Raw genomic sequence first — 19,188 nt, 5'->3', positions numbered from 1 at the left:
GGCGCGGGAACCGCGGCCGAGCGCGGGCGTGCGGCCGGCGACGAGGCGTCAGGCGGGCTCGGGCAGGAGGAAGGCGAGCACCCGGTCCCACTCGGAGACGGCGAGGAGATGGCCTCGGCCGGGCACGATCTCGAGGCGCGAGTCGGGCAGGCGGGCGGCGTACCACTCGCCGTGCTGGCGGCCGACGGTCGCGTCCTCGCCGCCGTAGAGGAGGAGCGCCGGGGCGTCGACCGTCTCGACCGCGAAGCCCCACTCCTGGAGGGTGTAGCCGACGATGTCCGCGGCCTGGCCGAGATTGCCCTGGGCGGCGGCGCGCTCGAGCATCACCAGGAGCCGCTCGCGGACGCCCGGCGCCTCGAGCACGTCCTCGTCAGCGGCGTCCCCTCCGAGCACGCCGAGCAGCGACTCGGGGGTGGGTGACGGACCGAACGCCGTGTCGAGCGCGGCGGCGAGGGAGCGGACGGCCTCGTCCACCGGCAGCTCGCGCAGCTGCTCGAGCATCGCCCGGTTCTGCTCGCCGACCCACGGCACGGCGTCGTCGGGCGCGGGAGTGCCGAGGACGGCGACGCGCCCGACCAGGCCCGGGTAGTTGGCCGAGAGGGCGAGGGCGACGCGGCCGCCCGCCGACCAGCCGGCCGCGGTGACCGAGGCGATGCCCGCGGTGGCCAGGTACTCGGCGATGTCGGCGGCGGCCTGCTCCGGGCTCGCCCCGGCACCGGCGCCGGCGGGATCGCCGTCGGTCAGCAGCTCCGAGGCACCGTAGCCGGGGCGGTCGAACGAGAGCAGCCGCACGCCGTGGCGGGCGGTGGCCGCGGGTTCGGGGTCGAGACCGGCGGCGCCGGGTGCGGGGTGCGCGAGCACGACGACGTGCTCGGCGTCCTCCGGGCCGGACCAGGCGACTCCGAGCGCGCGGCCGGACTTGAGCGTGTGCACCGTCGAGGTCATGGGCCCAGTCTCCCGCAGACGACCGACACCGCCCGTGCGCCGCTCTGGTGCCGCCGGGACTCCTCCCCACCGGGACGTCCGCCCGGCTGTCCACCGACCGGGCGCGGCGCGTTCGCATGTCGGCGGTGCCCGCTAGTGTCGAAGACACGTTCGAAGGAGCGCTCCGATGTCGGAGGCCGGCCGTAGCGTCGCCGGTGCTCCCTCGCTCCACCACTGCCCCGCACTCCACCACTGCCCCGCACTCCCCCGGCCCGGAAGGACCCCATGGCCTCCTCGAAGACGCGCACCGCCGCCTACCGCTGCTCCGAGTGCGGCTGGACGACCGCGAAGTGGGTCGGCCGCTGCGGCGAGTGCCAGCAGTGGGGCTCGGTGATCGAGAGCACCGAGCGCACCGGCCTCGTCCGCGCGGTCGCCGCCGTCGCCCCCACGGCGGCGCGGCTCGCCAAGCCGATCACGCAGATCGAGACCACCTCCGCGGCGCACCGCCCCACGGGCGTCGGCGAGCTCGACCGGGTGCTCGGCGGCGGCATCGTCAACGGGGCCGTCGTCCTCCTCTCCGGCGAGCCCGGCGTCGGCAAGTCGACGCTGCTGCTCGAGGTCGCCTCCCGCGCCGCCGCCGAGGGCCAGCGCGTCCTCTACGTCAGCGCGGAGGAGTCCGCCGCCCAGGTGCGGATGCGCGCCGAGCGCACCGGCGCCATGCACGACAGCCTCTTCCTCGCCGCCGAGACCGACCTCGCCACCGTCCTCGGCCAGATCGACGAGGTCCGCCCGGACCTCCTGATCGTCGACTCCGTGCAGACCGTGGCGAGCGACACGGTGGACGGCCTGCCCGGCGGTCCGAGCCAGGTCCGCGAGGTCGCCGCGACGCTGATCCGCGTCTGCAAGGAGCGCGCGCTGCCCCTCGTGCTCGTCGGCCACGTCACCAAGGACGGCTCGATCGCCGGCCCGCGCCTGCTCGAGCACCTCGTCGACGTCGTCTGCCACTTCGAGGGCGACCGCCAGACGGCGCTGCGCTTCGTCCGCTCCCTCAAGAACCGCTTCGGCCCGACCGACGAGGTCGGCTGCTTCGAGATGACCGCCGAGGGCATCGCCGAGATCCCCGACCCCAGCGGCCTCTTCCTCAGCCGCACCCGCTTCCCCACCCCGGGCATCTGCGTCACCGTCGCGATGGAGGGGCGCCGCGCCCTGCCCGTCGAAATCCAGGCCCTCGTCATCGCGAACGACGGCGACCACCCGCGCCGGGTGACCAACGGCGTGGACGCCTCCCGCGTCGCGATGATCCTCGCGGTGCTCGAGCGCCAGGCGGGCATCCCGCTCCGCCGCTGCGACGTCTACGTCTCGACCGTCGGCGGCGTGAAGCTGATGGAGCCGGCCGCCGACCTCGCCATCGCCGTCGCGATCGCCTCGGCCCACGCCTACACGCCGCTGCGCCCCGGCATCGCGGCCTTCGGCGAGATCAGCCTCTCCGGCGACATCCGTCCGGCATCCGGCGCGAAGCAGCGCGCCAACGAGGCCACCCGGCTCGGCCACCCCTCCCACCTGGATTCCAGCGCCTTCACCCTCTCGAGCGCGATCACCCACGCCCTCGTGCCGGTGCCCACCCGCATCCCCGTCGGCTGACGGCCCCCGCGCCGGACCGCCGCCCTAGGCTGACGCCGTGAGCAGCGACACCGAGCGGGCCGGCACCGACCAGGACCGTCCCGCCACGGACGGAGACTCCACCCCCGCCTCCGCACCGGCGGGCCGCCGCCGCCGCTTCCCGATCCCCGCGCTGCTCGACCAGGCCTTCTTCGTCCTCGGCGGCGTGGCCGCGACCCTCCTCGCCGTCGTCCTCGTCACCGACGGCGTCCGCTCCGGCTGGGCCCAGATCGGCTTCTACGTCGCCGTCTGGGTCCTCGTCGCCTACCTCGTGCTGCCGCGGCTGCACCGGATCCTCACCCGGCTCTACGTGCCCGACTACTTCATCGGCCGCGCGCGCACCAGCGACGGCCTGCTCGGCGACCCGGTCAACCTCGCCTTCCAGGGCAGCGACGCGCAGCTGGTCCACGCGATGACCTCCTCCGGCTGGACCCGCGCCGACGAGGTCACGGTGCGCAGCAGCCGGCGGATCATCACCGCCACGCTCACCCGCCGCAGCTACCACCGCGCCCCCGTCTCGCCGCTCTTCGTGTTCGGGCGGCAGCAGGACGTCGCGTTCCAGCAGGAGGTCGCCGGCAACCCGGGCAAGCGCCACCACGTGCGCTTCTGGCGCTGCCCCGAGAACTGGTTCCTGCCCGGCGGATTCCCCGTCGAGTGGGTCGCCGCCGGCACCTTCGACCGCAGCGTCGGACTGTCGCTCTTCACCCTCCAGGTCACGCACAAGATCTCCCCCGACACCGACCAGGAGCGCGACCACATCGTGGCGAGCCTCCGCGAGCACCACCCCGAGGTGACGGTCGACGTCATCCAGGACTTCTCCACCGGCTACCACTCCCGCAACGGCGGCGGCGACTCCATCGTCACCGACGGCGATCTGCCGGTCGTCGACCTCCGCGCGATCCCCCTGCCGTCCGGGGCCGCCGAGCGCGACGCGATCGCCCCCGTCGCCGCCACCGAGCTCGCCGGTGCACTCGGCACCTCGTCCGCGACGGTCCTCCGCCGGCCCGTCACCACCCACGTCGGCGCCCTGATGCTCGTCGCCCGCGGCCTCGCGTACGCGCTCCAGGCCGTGCTGCTGCTCGCCGGCGCCGCCTCGCTCGACGACCTGACCTGGCTCGACGGCGGCACCGCCACCGCGGGCGGCTCCACGCTCGACGAGGCCTCCACCCGGCCGATCGCCGCAGCCCTCCTCGGGGCGGCGACGCTCCTCTGGCTGCTCCTCGGCGCACTCGTGCTCCGCGGCTCCGGCACGGCCCGCCTGCTCGCCCTCTCCTCCAGCCTGCTCAGCACGATCACCGCCTTCGCCGCGGTGCTCCAGGGCGGCGCGGCGATCAGCCTGCAGACCAACCTCGGCAGCGTCGCCTTCGACATCCTCGTGCTGCTCGCCCTCTCGAGCCGCAGCTCCCGCGACTACGCGGCCGCGAAGAGCCGGCTCCGCGCCGACCGCCGCGCCGAGAGCAGGTCGAGACGGGCTGCTCGCAGCCGGACGGGCTAGACCCCGCCACCTCCGCCGCCGCCCCCGCCACCGCCGGAGCTGCCGCCACCGCCCGCGCCGCCGCTCGACGAGCTCGACGAGGAGCCGACGAAGCTCGACGCGGTCGAGGAGAACGAGGAGATGCTCCCCGCGAACGCCGCGGCGTGGAACCCCGTCGACCCCGAGTACCAGACCGGGCTCTCGCCGGTCTGCTCGTAGGCGGTCGCGAGCGCCGCCGACCACTCCTTCTCCAGCCCGAGGAGCACCGCCCACGGCAGCAGCCGCTCGGTCACCTCGACGACCTCGACCGGACCGACGCTGCGCCGGTCGGCACCGCGGGGCGACTGCAGCATCGCGAACCGGTCCGCCTCCGCCAGCCGCAGGTACAGCTCGAGACCCTTCAGGTGGTCGCGCAGCTCCGCGCCGGCCGCGGTCAGCGGCACCTTCGCGAGCAGGACGCAGACCAGCGCCCCCACGACCAGCGCCGAGAGGAGCAGCACGATCGGCAGAGCCCCGCCGAGCGCCGCCCCGAGCAGGAGCGCCCCGGACAGCACGACGCCGACGACGGCGACCACCGCGAGCACGATCAGCAGCACGGAGCCGCGCACCGTCCCGGAGCGCCGCAGTCCCTCCTCCACGACCCGCGCGGCCATCACCGTCTGGAAGGACGACACCGCCTTCCCGAACTCCTTGTCCTTCCCGCTCAGATCACGGACGGCGCCCGGCGTGGGCGACGCTCCGAACGCGATGTCGAAGAACTCCCGGTCGACGGGAGGGACGACCCGTGGTCGGCCGGCCCGTCGCGGCGCGGCCGTCGCCGGATCGAGCACGCGGAGCAGGAAGCCCGGCTTCCTCCCCGAGTCCTTCTCCTCGACCCGGACCAGCCCGCGGACCGCCGCGTCGAGCAGCGCCGCGGCCGGTGCGCGCGACGACCGCCCGCGCAGCGCCGCGGAGAGGAAGAGCCCCTGCGCGGGCGGCTCGTACTCGGCGATCACCGTCGGGCGCCCTGGAGCATCGCGCAGCACGGTCGCACGCCGACGGATCGCCGCGACGAGCACGCCGAGCAGCACGAGCATCGACGCCAGCTGCACCCAGGCCCAGCCCGAGGCGAAGTAGCCGTCGTCGCGCGGCGTGAAGGTCCCCGGCGCGAAGCCGATCGCGACAGTCACGTTCTCGTACGCCTCCAGGTCGGTCCCGCTCGCGGTCACCACGGCGCCGTCGCGGCCGATCGAGCAGCCGTCGGTGGAGCCGGCCGCGCCGCGGTAGCACGCAGCGGTGCCGGTCGCCGCCTCGGCCAGGCCGCCGGTGAGCCGGATCCGGACGTCGTAGCGGTCGAAGGGCTGCCGCCACTGCGTGCCGTTCGCGTCCCAGTAGAACTCGTCCTCGCCGCTCCTCGTGCCGGAGCCGGGCAGCGTCACGTCGTGCTGGGTGTAAGTGAAGACGTAGGTCTGGCTGCCGCTGACGAAGCCGTCCGCGGCGCTCGTCACGAGGAGGATCCCGTCCTCGGTCTCGGTGTCGACGGGCCGAGCCCGTCCCGTCTCGTCCGTCACCGACACCAGGTCGACGCCGGTCGGGTAGCCCTGGTACTCGAGCGGGATCGCCCGCTGCATCCCGCGGTTCTGGTCCTCGGGGAACTCCGCGACGAACGTCTCGACCGTCGTCAGCGTCGAGCGCCCCTCGGCGTCGCGGCCGAGGTCGTAGTCGACGGCGTAGCGCGAGAAGCGGAAGTCGTCGACGCCGCGTGCTGGTCCGCCGACGGCAGCGGCGCCGATGGCGGCGGCGCCGACGGCAGCGGCGGCGACCGGCTCACCCACGTGGACCGCCCGCAGTGGCCCGGCCGCCGCCGTGGGCGCCCCCGCCAGCGCGGCCGCGAGCAGCATCCCCGCCGCTCCCGCGGACAGCCCGGGTCCGCGCGCTCCGGAGCCCCGCCCCCTCGGCGTGATCGCGGACAGGAGCCGGCGGAGCGTCCTCATCATGTCCGTGAGCGTACGCGCGCGTGTTCCGCGCCACCTCCCCCTGAAGGGCGACAGGCGGGACGGACTACTGCAGCAGGAACTGCGTCGTCGACCCCGACGGGATGCCCGCGACCGAGACCGACAGGTTGTACGCCGCGCCGCCCCCCTCGACCGCCTCGCGCCCGCCGGAGCAGGTGTCCGGCGAGGAGCGGGTGCGGTCCCAGGTGATCGAGCTGCCCGTCACCGAGGTGCCGGCCGGGAGCAGGATCTCCAGGGACGACGCACCCGTCTGGCAGTCGGTCGAGGTCCAGACCGGGTCGGACCCGCTGGTGATCGTGAAGACCTGTCCGCTCGTCCCGGCGTCGATCACGCAGTCGGTGCTCGAGATGTTCGCGAGCGACAGCGAGAGCTGCGGCGCCTCGTCCGGCCCGTAGCTCGTCGCGTCGGTGACGGCCGTGACCGCGACGGTGTCGGCGGTGCAGGCGGCGGCGTCGGCGGGCGGCGAGCCCTCCGGCGCCGTCGAGGGGTAGAGCGTCGGCAGCGACGAGGCCGTCGGGCTCGCGCTCTCAGCGGCTCCGCGCGCGCCCGCCCACGGCTGCAGCGAGACCAGCGCGGCGATCCCGGCGATGATCACCAGGAGCGCGAGGATCAGGCCGGCCCTGCGCCGCCGGTAGACCCGGGAGGGCAGGCGGCGGGGAGGCGGAGTCACCGACACAGGCTACGACGCGCGAGCGCTCAGAGCGTCTTGAGCATGCGGGTGTTGCCGAGCGTGTTCGGCTTCACCCGGGCGAGGTCGAGGAACTCGGCGACGCCCTCATCGGGAGAGCGCAGCAGCTCCGCGTACACCTCGGGGTCGACGACCTTCTCGCCGATCGGCGCGTAGCCGTGGCGCTCGAAGAAGCCGACCTCGAAGGTCAGGCAGAACAGGCGCTTGAGCCCGAGCTCCCGCGCGTCGTTCTCCAGGCGCTCCAGGATGTGGTGGCCGACGCCCCGGCCGAGCCAGTCCTTCGCGACGGCGAGCGTGCGGACCTCCGCGATGTCGTCCCACATCACGTGCAGCGCGCCGCAGCCGATGGCGGTGCCGTCACCGGACTCCGCGATGCGGAACTCCTGCACGGCGCCGTAGAGCACCACGCGGTCCTTGCCGAGGAGGATGCGCTCGTTGACGAGCGGCTCGCTGAGCTCCTGGATGAAGGGGACGTCGCTCGTGCGCGCGCGGCGCACCGGGTACTTCCAATCGGCCATCCGACAAGCGTACGGCCGAACGACGACGAGCCCGTCCCTCCGCGAGGAGGAACGGGCTCGCTGTCGTGCTGTGCGGGTGCTACGCCATCAGGTCGGGCGTCGCCGGGCCGGCGGTCGCCGCTCCCGCCGTCGCACCGGCGCTGATCGAGATCAGGCGCGGCGTCGTCGTGAAGACGAACTTGCCCTCCGCGAAGTCCACGTGCACGTGGTCTCCGGCACCGAGCTGGCCGTGCAGGATCTGCTCGGACAGCTGGTCCTCGATCTCGCGCTGGATCGCGCGGCGCAGCGGGCGGGCGCCGAGGGCCGGGTCGAACCCGACCTCGATCAGCCGCTCCTTGGCCGACTGCGTCAGCTCCACCGTCATGTCGCGGTCCAGCAGGCGGTCGCCGAGGCGGCCGATGAACAGGTCGACGATCTGGAGCAGCTCGGGCTTCGACAGCTGCGGGAAGACGATGACGTCGTCCACGCGGTTGAGGAACTCGGGCTTGAAGTGCTTCTTCAGCTCCTCGTTGACCTTGCCGCGCATGCGGTCGTAGCCGGTGGCGTTCTCGCCCTCGATCTGGAACCCGACGGGACCACCGGCGATGTCACGCGCACCGAGGTTGGTGGTCATGATGATGACGGTGTTCTTGAAGTCGACGACGCGCCCCTGGCCGTCGGTCAGACGACCCTCCTCGAGGATCTGGAGGAGCGAGTTGAAGATGTCGGGGTGGGCCTTCTCGATCTCGTCGAAGAGGACCACGCTGAACGGCTTGCGGCGGACCTTCTCGGTGAGCTGGCCGCCCTCCTCGAAGCCGACGAACCCGGGAGGGGCACCGAACAGCCGCGAGACGGTGTGCTTCTCGCCGTACTCCGACATATCGAGCGAGATCATCGCGTTCTCGTCGTCGAAGAGGAACTCGGCGAGCGCCTTGGCGAGCTCGGTCTTTCCGACGCCGGTGGGGCCGGCGAAGATGAACGATCCCGAGGGGCGCTTGGGGTCCTTGAGCCCGGCGCGGGTGCGGCGGATGGTCCGCGAGAGGGCCGCGATGGCCTCCTCCTGGCCGATGACGCGCTGGTGCAGCGCCTTCTCCATGAAGACGAGCCGCGAGGACTCCTCCTCGGTCAGCTTGAAGACCGGGATGCCGGTCGCCTGGGCGAGGACCTCGGCGATCAAGCCCTCGTCGACGACACCGGTCGCCTTGACGTCGCCCGACTTCCACTTCTTCTCCAGGCGCAGGCGCTCACCGAGCAGCTGCTTCTCCTCGTCGCGGAGCGACGCGGCCTTCTCGAAGTCCTGGTCCTCGATCGCGGCCTCCTTCGCGGTGCGGACGACGGCGATCTTGTCGTCGAACTCGCGCAGCTCCGGCGGGGCCGAGAGGATCGAGAGGCGCAGGCGGGCGCCGGCCTCGTCGATCAGGTCGATGGCCTTGTCGGGGAGGAAGCGGTCGCTGATGTAGCGGTCCGCGAGGTTGGCGGCCGAGACGATGGCGCCGTCGGTGATGGACACCTTGTGGTGCGCCTCGTAGCGGTCGCGCAGGCCCTTGAGGATGTTGATGGTGTGGGGCAGCGACGGCTCCGCGACCTGGATCGGCTGGAAGCGGCGCTCGAGCGCGGCGTCCTTCTCGAAGTGCTTGCGGTACTCGTCGAGCGTGGTCGCGCCGATGGTCTGCAGCTCGCCGCGGGCGAGCAGCGGCTTGAGGATCGAGGCGGCGTCGATCGCGCCCTCCGCGGCCCCTGCGCCGACGAGGGTGTGGATCTCGTCGATGAAGGTGATGATGTCGCCGCGGGTGCGGATCTCCTTCGTCACCTTCTTGAGGCGCTCCTCGAAGTCTCCGCGGTAGCGGGAGCCGGCGATGAGCGAGCCGAGGTCGAGCGTGTAGAGCTGCTTGTCCTTGAGCGTCTCGGGCACGTCGCCGCGCACGATCGCCTGGGCGAGGCCCTCGACGACGGCGGTCTTGCCGACGCCGGGCTCGCCGATCAGGACGGGGTTGTTCTTGGAGCGGCGGGAGAGGATCTGCATGACCCGCTCGATCTCCTTCTCGCGCCCGATGACCGGGTCGAGCTTGTTGTCGCGCGCCGCCTGCGTGAGGTTGCGTCCGAACTGGTCGAGGATCTGCGAGCCGCCCTGAGGCTGCTGCTGCTCACCACCCACGGCGACCTGCTCCTTGCCCTGGTAGCCCGAGAGGAGCTGGATGACCTGCTGGCGCACCCGGTTGAGGTCGGCGCCCAGCTTGACGAGCACCTGTGCGGCGACGCCCTCGCCCTCGCGGATGAGGCCGAGCAGGATGTGCTCGGTCCCGATGTAGTTGTGGCCGAGCTGCAGCGCTTCGCGCAGGGACAGCTCGAGGACCTTCTTCGCACGCGGCGTGAAGGGGATGTGGCCGGTGGGCTGCTGCTGCCCCTGGCCGATGATGTCCTGGACCTGCTCGCGCACCGCGTCGAGCGAGATGCCGAGGGATTCGAGCGCCTTGGCGGCCACTCCCTCGCCCTCGTGGATCAGGCCGAGCAGGATGTGCTCGGTCCCGATGTAGTTGTGATTGAGCATCTTGGCCTCTTCTTGGGCCAGGACGACGACGCGCCGTGCGCGATCGGTGAATCTCTCGAACATGCTGTCACTCCCTACAGAACCCGCAGGGGTGGGCTCCGATAGCTCGACTGTAGCCAGCGCTTCCCCCGGTCGGACCCCCTGTTCGCCCTGGGCGTGAGGACCGATTTCTATGCACAGACATAGACTTCCGCTATGAGCAATCTGGAGGAGCATCCGGACGAGCACGCGGTCGCGTCCGAGCCGGTCGCCGCGTCTCCCGTCGAGATCCTCGAGGCGCGACTCGTACCGCTCGGCGGAGCCCGCGCCATCGAGGTGCGGCGCACCCTCCCCCAGCGCTCGCGCTCCACGATCGGCGCCTGGTGCTTCGCGGACCACTACGGTCCGGTGCACCTCGGCGAGGACGCGGGGATGGACGTCCCGCCGCACCCGCACACCGGACTGCAGACGGTCAGCTGGCTCTTCGAGGGCGAGATCGACCACCGCGACAGCGTCGGGAGCCACCAGCTGGTGCGCCCGGGCGAGCTCAATCTGATGACCGCCGGGCGCGGCATCTCGCACTCCGAGGTCTCCACCGGCGCCGAGCCCGTTCTGCACGGCGTGCAGCTCTGGGTGGCGCTGCCCGAGGAGGCGCGTCTGGGCGAGCCGTTCTTCGAGCACCACCGTGGCGTGCGGGTGGAGCTGCCCGGTGCGACGGCGCAGGTCTTCGTCGGCGAGCTGCTCGGCGCCTCCGTGCCCGCGAGCGTGTTCACCCCGCTCGTCGCCGCGCAGCTCGACCTCGAGCCGGGCGCCCGCGTCGAGATCCCGCTCGAGACCGCGTGGGAGCACGGAGTGCTGGTCGACGCCGGCCCGCTCCAGGTGGACGGCGTCGACGTCCCCCGCTCCGACCTCGCCTACCTCGCGCCGGGTCGCGACGTGCTGGTGCTGACGGCCGGGGACGCGGGCGCCCGGGTCGTGCTGATCGGCGGCGAGCCGTTCCCGGACCAGCTGGTGATGTGGTGGAACTTCGTCGGCCGCAGCCACGACGACGTCGCCGCCGCGCGCGAGCGCTGGCAGAGCGACGTCATCGCGGGCGGTGACGCGGACGGGCCGTTCGGCAGGGTCGCGGACTACCCCGGCCGGGCACTGCCGGCGCCGACCCTGCCGACCGTCCGGCTGAAGCCGCGCCGACGCGCCTGAGCGCGCCGGCGCCGGTCCGGCTCAGGAGGTCCGGCTCAGGAGGCTCCGGCCGCCTTCTCCTTCTCCTTCGCCGCGCGCTTCTCCGCCGCCTCGCGGTCCGTCGCCTCGGCGGTCTCGCGGAATGCGCGGCGCGGATCCTGGAGCGCGCTCATCGGTGACAGGTCGCGGCGCGAGACCGCGTCGACGACCCAGCCGGCGATGATGCGCCACTTGCGGTCGAACGTCGGCACGGCCGCCCCGTGGTACGCCCGGTGCGCGAGCCAGGCGGGCACTCCGCGGAGCTTCACGCCCTTGATGACCCCCGCGCCCTTGCCGATCCCGTACTCGGCGACCGTGCCGACGGACACGTGCCGGTACTCCTCGACCGGGCCGCCGGTGATGTCGGCGATGATGTTGCGCGCCAGCAGCTTGGCCTGGCGGACGGCGTTCTGGGCGTTCGGCGGGTAGTACGCGGGCTGCTTCGCGGCGGTGAGGTCGGGAACCTGCGCGCCATCGCCGGCCGCCCAGGCCGAGCCGACGGGCTCGCCGTCCTCGGTGATCACCCGGAGGCGCGCGTCGGCCATCACGTGGCCCTTCGGCCCGCGCGGCGCGTCCGTCGCGTCGAGGATCGGGTTGGGCTTCACGCCCGCGGTCCAGACGATCGTCGCGGCGGGGATCCGCTCGCCGCTGGAGAGCTCGACCACGCCGTCCTCGCAGGAGGGCATCGTCGTCTTCAGGTGCACGTGCACGCCGCGCTCGCGGAGGTGGTCGAGCGTCCAGACCGAGAGCTCCGGGCCGACCTCGGGCGCGACGCGGTCGAGCGCCTCGACGAGGTGCCAGGTGACGTCGCCCATCGAGAGCGACGGCTGCGCGGCGAGGGTGCGGCGGCTGAGGTCGAGCAGCTCGCTGAGCGCCTCGACCCCGGTGTAGCCGCCGCCGACGAAGACGAAGGTGAGCAGGCGCCGGCGCTCGGTCGGATCGGTGGTCAGCGCGGCCTTCGCGATGTTCTCGATGACGCGGTCGCGCAGGTGCGCCGCCTCCTCGACCGTCTTGAAGCCGATGGCGTGCTCGGCGAGACCGGGCGTCGGGAAGGTGCGGGTCACCGCGCCGAGCGCGAAGACGACGTGGTCGAAGGGCAGCGTGCGGCTGGTGCCGTCCATCGCCGCGACGGTGGCCGAGCGCTCGGCCAGGCTGACTCCGGTGATCGCGCCGCGGACGATGCGGGTGCGCTTCAGCGCCTGCACCAGCGGGACCGTGACGTGGCGCGGCTGGACGTGCCCGCCGGCCACCTCGGGGAGGAGCGGCTGGTAGGTCATGTAGGGGTTCGGCTCGACGACGGTGACGTCGATCGGCGTCGCTCCGCGGAGCTTCTCGAGGCCCCAGGCCGTGTAGAGGCCGACGTAGCCGCCGCCGAGGATGAGGATGCGCGTCGTTCTGCTCGCCGCCATGACGTTCCCTTCTGAAGTGCCGGCCCCGGAAGGACCGACGGCCCACCGTGCTGAGGACGCTCCGACGCTACGCCGGGCGCCTCGGGCAGCACAGGGCCTTGCGCGAGTCGCCGTCACCCGCAAGCGACGAGGGCGGGCGAGGACGGGCGGCACAGCGCACGAGGGCCGGCTCAGCCCGCGGCGAGGTCCTCCCCGTTCAGACGGCGGCGGTACTCGCTCGGGGACAGTCCCGTCTCGGTCGCGATCGCGCGCCGCAGCCGCTCGGGCGACGAGAAGCCGGAGCGCCGCGCGATGTCGCTGAGCGGGAGGATGCTCGACTCCGGCGTGCCGACCAGCCGCAGGGCGTTCTCGGTGCGGACGTCGGAGATGAGCCTGCGCAGGGTCGAGCCGCGCTCGTCGGCCACCGCGCGCTGCAGCGTGCGCAGGCTGACCCGGCAGCGCCGCGCCACCGTGCTCGGGTCGAGCGTCGGGTCGCTGTAGTCGGCCTGGATGACCTGCAGGGCGGCCTCGACCATCTCGTGCAGACCGAGGCGCTCGCGCGAGCCCTCCTCCCGCTCCGAGCCGAGCAGCCGGGCGAGGCGCAGGACGGTGCCCTCGAGGTACTCGGCCTGCACCGGGTTCTCGGGGTCGAGCTCGGCGAGGAACGCCCGCAGCATCGTCCGCGCGGTGTTCGTCGTCGAGGTGGCGGGGACGAGCCGCACCGGATCGGCGCGGCGGCGCTCGGAGACGCCGTTGTCGGCGCAGAGCACGAGGAAGCGGGCCGGACGGGACGTGCGGACGACGACCGGATCCTCCGAGGAGAGGGCGAGCCCGCCCTCCTCGACCTCGAGCAGGCCGGACGACGTGTCGACGGCGAGGACGCCGTCCATCGGCAGGAGGAAGACCGAGGAGCCGTCGACGGCGCTCGCTCCGGGCCAGCGGACGGCGAACGGCGTCGAGACGACGTGGACCACGCGGACGCGCTCGGTCGCGGCGATGGCGAGGTCCATCCGGAAGCCGGACGACGTCGGCACGGAGACGTCCACCGTGCGGCGCAGTGCCACGGCGCCCGCTGAGCCCCGGAGCCGCACGGCGCGGGCTCCGGCACTCAGCGGGACGCAGAGCGGATTCAGATGGGAGGGACGAGGGATCACGAGGGCGACTCCGATCGAAGAGGAGCGGACGTCGAGGAACGTTCGCCTTCGGAGCGTAACAAGAAGTGAGAGAGTCTCGCCATTCCTGAGCGAAGCTCGAGCCTCCCCTATTGGAGGGCCGAGGTGAGCCGCGCCAGATTGTCGAGGATCGTCGAGCGCAGCGGCTGCTGGCGCCACTCGCGCAGTGTCAGCTCGCGGGAGTGCTCCCGGTAGTCCTGCTGCACCTCGCGCAGGTCCTCGACGAAGTCGGAGCCGCGCACCATCAGCGACACCTCGAGGTTGAGCGTGAAGGAGCGCATGTCCATGTTGCTCGAGCCGATCACGGCGACGTCGTCGTCGATGGTGAAGTGCTTCGCGTGCAGGATCGTGGGCTTGCGGTACATCCAGATCCGCACGCCGGCGGTGAGCAGCGTCTCGTAGTAGGAGCGCTGCGCGTGGTAGACGACGGCCTGGTCGCCGATCTCGGAGACGAAGAGCTCGACGTGCACGCCGCGGCGGGTCGCGGTCGTGATCGCGTAGAGCATCGCCTCGTCGGGGACGAAGTAGGGGCTCGTGATGATGATCGACTTCTGCGCCGAGTAGAGCAGCGCGAGGAAGAGCCGGAGGTTGTTCTCGCCGTCGAAGCCCGGACCGCTCGGCACCACCTGGCAGTCGATGGTGTCGCGCTGCTGCAGCGCCTCCATCGGCTCGGACTCGCGCAGGAGCAGCTCGTCCGTCTCGCTGTACCAGTCGGTGATGAAGATCGCGTTGATGCCCTGCACCACCGGGCCCTCGAGGCGCACCATCAGGTCGTGCCAGTGCAGGCCGCGGCGGATGTTGCCGCGCTTGTTGTAGCTCGAGTCGACGACGTTCTGCGAGCCCATGAACGCCGCGTTGCCGTCCACGATCAGCAGCTTGCGGTGGTTGCGGAGGTCCGGGCGCTGGTACTGGCCGAGCCACGGGCGGACGGGGAGCATGTAGGACCAGCGCGCACCGGCCCGCTCCAGCGCCCTCAGGCGGCGGTGCGTCCCGGTGTAGTAGCCGGGGACGCGGATCGACGCGATGTGGTCCAGCAGGATCCGCACCGTCACGCCGCGGGCGACGGCGCGGTCGAGCGCGTCGAAGAACGGGGCCGTCGTCGCGTCGGCGGCGAGGATGTAGAACTCGCAGTGCACGTAGCGGCGGGCGCGGTCGATCTCGTCGGCCATCGCGCGGATGGTCTGCTCGTAGCCGCCCTGCAGGCGGGCGTCGTTGCCGCCGACGAGGGGCATCGCGCCGAGGTTGCGGTTGAGGGTGACGACGGACTCGAGCCAGAGCGGCCAGGGGTGGTCGCGGGCGACCCGGTCGATGCCCTCGGTCGACTCGAGGATGAAGCGGTTGATCTCCTCCTGCTTGCGCCGGCGCTTGCGCGGCAGCCGGTAGCTGCCGATGAAGAGGAAGAGCAGGATGCCGACGTAGGGGATCAGGAAGATCGCCATCAGCCAGGCGAGGCCGGTGGTCGGGCGGCGGTTGCGCGGGACGACGATGACCGCGATCACGCGGACGACGAGCTCCACGACGATCGCGCCGACCGCGAGGACCAGCGACCAGTCGGGAGTGTTCACGCGGGCTCTACGCCGCGTCGCGCGGGGGCAGACCGCGGCGGGCCCGCTCCTGCGCCTCGATGCGGTCGTAGGCGCGGCGCTCGTTGCGGTCCGAGCGGATCAGCGCGCGCATGATGAACCAGAAGAGGAGCCCGATGGTGACGGTCGGCACGAGTGCCCACAGTCCTTGATTCCACAGCTCCCAGTCCATGGGGGCGATCCTACCCGGCCCGGCCGGGAGCGGGCCCGGAGCGGCCGCTCAGCGAACGGGACGGACGGACCGGTCCCCCGGCGGCCCGGTGCGGCTCAGCTGCTCTCGATCGACTGGTTGAGCGCCGACGCATCGGCGTTCAGCCCCTCGAGCTCCGCGCGCAGGCCGTCGTAGACCGCGACGTCGGTGTCGATCGCGGCCCGGGTGGCGTCGATCGCCGCTCCCCGCGCGAGCAGGTCGGCCCGCTCGGCGTCGAAGGCGGCGTCCGAGGCGAAGTCGCCGCTGTCCGCCCGGGCGTTGAAGGAGTCGATCTCGGCGTTCAGCGCGTCGTACTCGGCGTTGTTGGCGTCGATGCGCGCGGTGAGGTCCGCGTACATCGCGTCGATGCGGGCGACCAGCTCGGTGATGCGGTCCTCGAGGTCGGTGAAGACCGCCTCGTACTGGGCGTTCAGGCCGACCACGACCGAGCGGTCGGCGAAGTACTCGGCGTAGTGCGCCTCGAGCGCGGGCGGCAGGTCGGCGACCTCGGTGCCGAGGATCGAGTGCAGCTCGTTGACGCGCTCGCCGAGGCCACCGGTGCGGTAGAGCTCCAGGCGCTCGGCGATCGGGCCGTCCTGCGGCAGGGCGGCGTAGGCCGCCTCGAGCTGCGCACCGACCTCGGCCTGCTCGGCGGCGTCCATCCGGACCCACGCGGCGTGCAGCATCTCGTGCGCGGCGGTCACGTCGCGGATCCCGTCGAGGTCGGGGTTCTCGACGTCCGAGATGTAGATGTCGCTGCCGGTGTAGCAGCCGAGCACGATCTCGTCCGAGGCGCCGTAGCCGCAGAGCGCGTTGAAGCCGGCCGTCGGCTCGACCGAGGGGTTCGAGGCGTAGTAGAGGGCGCGGCCGCGAGTGGACATCGCGGTGCGGTCCGCGAAACCGGTGATCGTGCCGTCGGGGGTGAACGACTCCGCCGCCCGCTGATCCGCCAGCGCACGGCCGACATCGGCGGAGTCGACGAGCACCGAGCCGGCGACCGCCGCGCCCACGCCGAACTGCGCGAGGGTGAGGACGCCGGCGACGACCGTCGCGACGATGCTGGATGCCCTGACCACGCCTCGAACCTACTTGACCAGCGGGAAGAGGATGGTCTCGCGGATCCCGAGACCGGTGACGGCCATCAGCAGCCGGTCGATGCCCATGCCCATGCCGCCGGTCGGGGGCATGCCGTGCTCGAGCGCGCGGAGGAAGTCCTCGTCGAGGCGCATCGCCTCGTCGTCGCCGGCCGCGGCCTGGAGCGCCTGCTCGACGAAGCGCTCGCGCTGGACGACCGGGTCGATCAGCTCGGAGTAGCCGGTGGCCAGCTCGAAGCCGCGGACGTAGAGGTCCCACTTCTCCACGACGCCCGGGACGCTGCGGTGCGCGCGCACCAGCGGCGAGGTGTCGACGGGGAAGTCCATCACGAAGGTGGGCCGGACGAGACCGCCCTTGACGAAGTGCTCCCAGAGCTCCTCGACGTACTTGCCGTGGGTGGGCACGTGCACCTCGACGCCCTCGCGCGCGGCGAGCGTCTCGAGCTCGACCAGCGGGGTCTGCGGGGTGATCGCGATGCCGGCGGCCAGCGAGAGGCTCTCGTACATCGAGATGCGGTCCCACTCGCCGCCGAGGTCGTACTCGGTGCCGTCGGCCCAGGTGACCACGTGCGAGCCGGCGACGGCGAGCGCCGCGTTCTGGATCAGCTCCTGGGTGAGGTCGGCGATGCTCGAGTAGTCGCCGTAGGCCTGGTACGCCTCGAGCATCGCGAACTCGGGCGAGTGCGTCGAGTCGGCGCCCTCGTTGCGGAAATTGCGGTTGATCTCGAAGACCCGGTCGATGCCGCCGACGACGGCGCGCTTGAGGTAGAGCTCCGGCGCGATGCGGAGGTAGAGCTCGGTGTCGAAGGCGTTCGAGTGCGTGGCGAAGGGGCGGGCCGAGGCGCCGCCGTGCATCACCTGCAGCATCGGGGTCTCGACCTCGAGGAAGCCGTTTTCGACGAAGGTCTTCCGGAGGGACGCGTTCACGGTCGACCGGGCGATCACGGTCTCGCGGGCCTGCGGCCGCACGATCAGGTCGAGGTAGCGCTGGCGCATCCGGGTCTCGTCGCCGAGCTCGTTGTGCAGGTTCGGCAGCGGGAGGATCGCCTTGGCCGCGATGCTCCACTCCGACACCCAGACGGAGAGCTCACCGCGCTTGCTGGAGAGCACCTCGCCGGCGACGAAGAGGTGGTCGCCCAGGTCGACGAGCTCCTTCCAGCTCGCCAGCGACTCCTCGCCGACGTCGCCGAGCGAGACCATCGCCTGGATCCGCGAGCCGTCGCCGGCCTGCAGCGTCGCGAAGCAGAGCTTGCCGGTGTTGCGCTGGAAGACGACGCGGCCGGCGAGGCCGACCCGCTCGCCGGTCTTGACGTCCGGCTCGATGCCCTCGTGGCGCGCGCGGACGGCCGCGATGGTGTCGGTGACCGCGACGGACACCGGGTAGGCGCCGCCGCCGAGGTCGTCGCCGGCCAGCTCGATCAGGCGCTCGCGCTTGGCCAGGCGGACGGCCTTCTGCTCGGAGGCCTCCTCGGGCGTGGGCTCGGACGGGGGCACGGGGGCGCCGGGAGTGTCGACCATGTCAGAACGCGGGTGCTTTCGGTTGGAGGCGGCGGGCGCGATCAGGCGAGCAGGATCGGGCCGTTGTCGAGGAGCCGGGTGGAGCCGACGACCGCGGCGACGAGCACGAGGGCCGGGCCGCGGTGGTCGTCGTCGACCGGCAGGAGCGTCGCCGGGTTCGCGACGACGAGGTAGTCCAGCTTAACCAGCGGCTCGCCCATCGAGGCGGACTGCGCGGCGGCGATCACGGCGTCGATGCCGCGGTCCGCGGCGGAGGCCGCGGCCTCGAGCAGCAACGGGATCGTCCGGGCGGCGCGGCGCTCGCGGGCGTCGAGGTAGCGGTTGCGGCTGGAGAGCGCGAGGCCGTCCTCCTCGCGGACGGTGTCCACGCCCTCGATCGCGACGGGCAGATCGAGGTCGCGCACCATCCGGCGGACGAGGAAGAGCTGCTGCGCGTCCTTCTGGCCGAACATCGCGACGTCCGGCTGGACGATGTGCAGGAGCTTCGAGACGACGGTCAGCATGCCGTCGAAGTGGCCGGGGCGCGAGCGGCCCTCGTAGAGCGAGCCGACCTTCCCGGCGACGACGCGGGTGGAGGAGGGGCCGTCCGGGTACATCTCGGCGACGCTCGGCGCGAAGACGTGGGCGACGCCGCGCTCCTCGAGCAGGGCGACGTCGGCCGCGAGGTCGCGCGGATAGCGGTCGAGGTCCTCGTTCGGACCGAACTGCAGCGGATTCACGAAGATCGAGACGACGACGACGTCCGCGATCTCCCGCGCCCGGTCGACGAGCGCGAGGTGCCCGTCGTGCAACGCGCCCATGGTCGGCACGAGGGCGATCCGCGCCCCGGCGCGCCGCGCCTCCTGAAGGGTCTCCCGGAGCTCGCCGATGCGTTCGATGGTGCTGATCACCCGAGAACCCTACCGGCGAGGTGGAGTCCGGTGATCGAGGAGCCCGCGCAGCGGGCACCCTCCATGCTGATCGAGTAGCCCGCGCAACGGGCGTATCGAGATCCACCAGCGTCAGAGCAGAGGTCTGCAGGACCGATGTCCTGGCGACGCCGGGTCTCGATACGCGCCTCCGGCGCTACTCGACCAGCATGAGGGGGGCGCTTGCAGCGCTGCTCGAGTACCCCGCGCAGCGGGCGCCTTTCATGCTGATCGAGTAGCCCGCGCAGCGGGCGTATCGAGATCCACCACCGTCAGAACACGAGTCTGCAGACCCGCACTGCTGATGACGGCGGGTCTCGATACGCGCCTCCGGCGCTACTCGACCAGCATGGG

Annotated in this window: 15 protein-coding genes; 3 read left to right on the top strand and 12 right to left on the bottom strand. The window is 72.4% G+C overall.

Features of this window, described 5'->3' with window-relative positions; all coding sequences use genetic code 11:
• Window positions 1–48: 48 nt before the first annotated feature.
• Entirely contained in the window at window positions 49–945 is an 897-nt protein-coding gene (locus MT351_RS02720) for an alpha/beta fold hydrolase (protein ID WP_243581160.1), read from the bottom strand.
• 264 nt (window positions 946–1,209) lie between these two features.
• Here MT351_RS02720 and radA point away from each other — a divergent pair, with 264 nt between their 5' ends.
• A complete protein-coding gene (radA, locus tag MT351_RS02715) occupies window positions 1,210–2,565 on the top strand; it encodes a DNA repair protein RadA (RefSeq protein WP_123736624.1) in 1,356 nt (451 codons plus the stop codon).
• A 37-nt stretch (window positions 2,566–2,602) separates the two neighbouring features.
• On the top strand, window positions 2,603–4,078 hold the full coding sequence (locus MT351_RS02710; protein ID WP_243581159.1) for an LssY C-terminal domain-containing protein: 1,476 nt from the start codon (window positions 2,603–2,605) through the stop codon (window positions 4,076–4,078).
• Here the strand turns inward: MT351_RS02710 and MT351_RS02705 are convergent.
• From MT351_RS02705 to MT351_RS02690, 4 genes are all read right to left on the bottom strand, one after another.
• On the bottom strand, window positions 4,075–6,033 hold the full coding sequence (locus MT351_RS02705; RefSeq protein WP_243581158.1) for a DUF2207 domain-containing protein: 1,959 nt from the start codon (window positions 6,031–6,033) through the stop codon (window positions 4,075–4,077). The two genes, MT351_RS02710 and MT351_RS02705, sit on opposite strands and share 4 nt — an antisense overlap.
• 64 nt (window positions 6,034–6,097) lie before the next feature.
• Window positions 6,098–6,721 carry a hypothetical protein gene (locus MT351_RS02700; protein WP_243581157.1) on the bottom strand — a complete coding sequence of 208 codons (624 nt, stop codon included), beginning with the start codon at window positions 6,719–6,721 and terminating at the stop codon, window positions 6,098–6,100.
• Window positions 6,722–6,747: 26 nt separating this feature from the next.
• The gene (locus MT351_RS02695) at window positions 6,748–7,257 is read right to left on the bottom strand and encodes an amino-acid N-acetyltransferase (RefSeq protein WP_123446786.1); all 510 of its coding nucleotides are present in this window, start codon (window positions 7,255–7,257) and stop codon (window positions 6,748–6,750) included.
• Window positions 7,258–7,336: 79 nt separating this feature from the next.
• Window positions 7,337–9,847, bottom strand: a complete 2,511-nt coding sequence (locus MT351_RS02690; protein WP_123446787.1) for an ATP-dependent Clp protease ATP-binding subunit — start codon at window positions 9,845–9,847, stop codon at window positions 7,337–7,339.
• A 132-nt stretch (window positions 9,848–9,979) separates the two neighbouring features.
• Here MT351_RS02690 and MT351_RS02685 point away from each other — a divergent pair, with 132 nt between their 5' ends.
• A complete protein-coding gene (locus MT351_RS02685; protein ID WP_243581156.1) occupies window positions 9,980–10,963 on the top strand; it encodes a pirin family protein in 984 nt (327 codons plus the stop codon).
• 35 nt (window positions 10,964–10,998) lie between these two features.
• On the opposite strand, the gene MT351_RS02680 is transcribed toward MT351_RS02685, so the two are convergent.
• From MT351_RS02680 to panC, 7 genes are all read right to left on the bottom strand, one after another.
• A complete protein-coding gene (locus MT351_RS02680; RefSeq protein WP_243581155.1) occupies window positions 10,999–12,390 on the bottom strand; it encodes an NAD(P)/FAD-dependent oxidoreductase in 1,392 nt (463 codons plus the stop codon).
• A gap of 170 nt (window positions 12,391–12,560) precedes the next feature.
• Window positions 12,561–13,433 (bottom strand): helix-turn-helix domain-containing protein, encoded by an 873-nt coding sequence (locus MT351_RS02675; protein ID WP_123736619.1) that lies wholly within the window; start codon window positions 13,431–13,433, stop codon window positions 12,561–12,563.
• Window positions 13,434–13,630: 197 nt separating this feature from the next.
• Window positions 13,631–15,106: a cardiolipin synthase gene (gene cls, locus MT351_RS02670; protein WP_123736618.1), complete on the bottom strand. Its 1,476-nt coding sequence runs from the start codon at window positions 15,104–15,106 to the stop codon at window positions 13,631–13,633.
• Between the two features lie 7 nt (window positions 15,107–15,113).
• A complete protein-coding gene (locus tag MT351_RS02665) occupies window positions 15,114–15,296 on the bottom strand; it encodes a hypothetical protein (RefSeq protein WP_123446793.1) in 183 nt (60 codons plus the stop codon).
• Between the two features lie 95 nt (window positions 15,297–15,391).
• Complete coding sequence (locus MT351_RS02660; protein ID WP_123736617.1) at window positions 15,392–16,390, bottom strand: hypothetical protein; 999 nt, start codon at window positions 16,388–16,390, stop codon at window positions 15,392–15,394.
• A gap of 9 nt (window positions 16,391–16,399) precedes the next feature.
• A complete protein-coding gene (gene lysS, locus MT351_RS02655) occupies window positions 16,400–17,926 on the bottom strand; it encodes a lysine--tRNA ligase (RefSeq protein ID WP_243581154.1) in 1,527 nt (508 codons plus the stop codon).
• 41 nt (window positions 17,927–17,967) lie between these two features.
• A complete protein-coding gene (gene panC, locus MT351_RS02650) occupies window positions 17,968–18,816 on the bottom strand; it encodes a pantoate--beta-alanine ligase (protein ID WP_243581153.1) in 849 nt (282 codons plus the stop codon).
• Window positions 18,817–19,188: the final 372 nt, after the last annotated feature.

The organism is Rathayibacter sp. VKM Ac-2926, from assembly GCF_022815565.1.
Classification (GTDB): domain Bacteria; phylum Actinomycetota; class Actinomycetes; order Actinomycetales; family Microbacteriaceae; genus Rathayibacter; species Rathayibacter festucae.
Note: the sequence above shows the minus strand (reverse complement) of the source record. Positions and strands in the feature narration are given on the sequence as shown.

Coding starts and splice junctions, on each gene's coding strand:
- MT351_RS02680 (WP_243581155.1), bottom strand. CDS start 12,390: ATGGCGGCGAGCAGAACGACGCGCATCCTCATCCTCGGCGGCGGCTAC.
- MT351_RS02690 (WP_123446787.1), bottom strand. CDS start 9,847: ATGTTCGAGAGATTCACCGATCGCGCACGGCGCGTCGTCGTCCTGGCC.
- MT351_RS02665 (WP_123446793.1), bottom strand. CDS start 15,296: ATGGACTGGGAGCTGTGGAATCAAGGACTGTGGGCACTCGTGCCGACC.
- lysS (WP_243581154.1), bottom strand. CDS start 17,926: ATGGTCGACACTCCCGGCGCCCCCGTGCCCCCGTCCGAGCCCACGCCC.
- MT351_RS02720 (WP_243581160.1), bottom strand. CDS start 945: ATGACCTCGACGGTGCACACGCTCAAGTCCGGCCGCGCGCTCGGAGTC.
- radA (WP_123736624.1), top strand. CDS start 1,210: ATGGCCTCCTCGAAGACGCGCACCGCCGCCTACCGCTGCTCCGAGTGC.
- MT351_RS02695 (WP_123446786.1), bottom strand. CDS start 7,257: ATGGCCGATTGGAAGTACCCGGTGCGCCGCGCGCGCACGAGCGACGTC.
- MT351_RS02685 (WP_243581156.1), top strand. CDS start 9,980: ATGAGCAATCTGGAGGAGCATCCGGACGAGCACGCGGTCGCGTCCGAG.
- MT351_RS02705 (WP_243581158.1), bottom strand. CDS start 6,033: ATGATGAGGACGCTCCGCCGGCTCCTGTCCGCGATCACGCCGAGGGGG.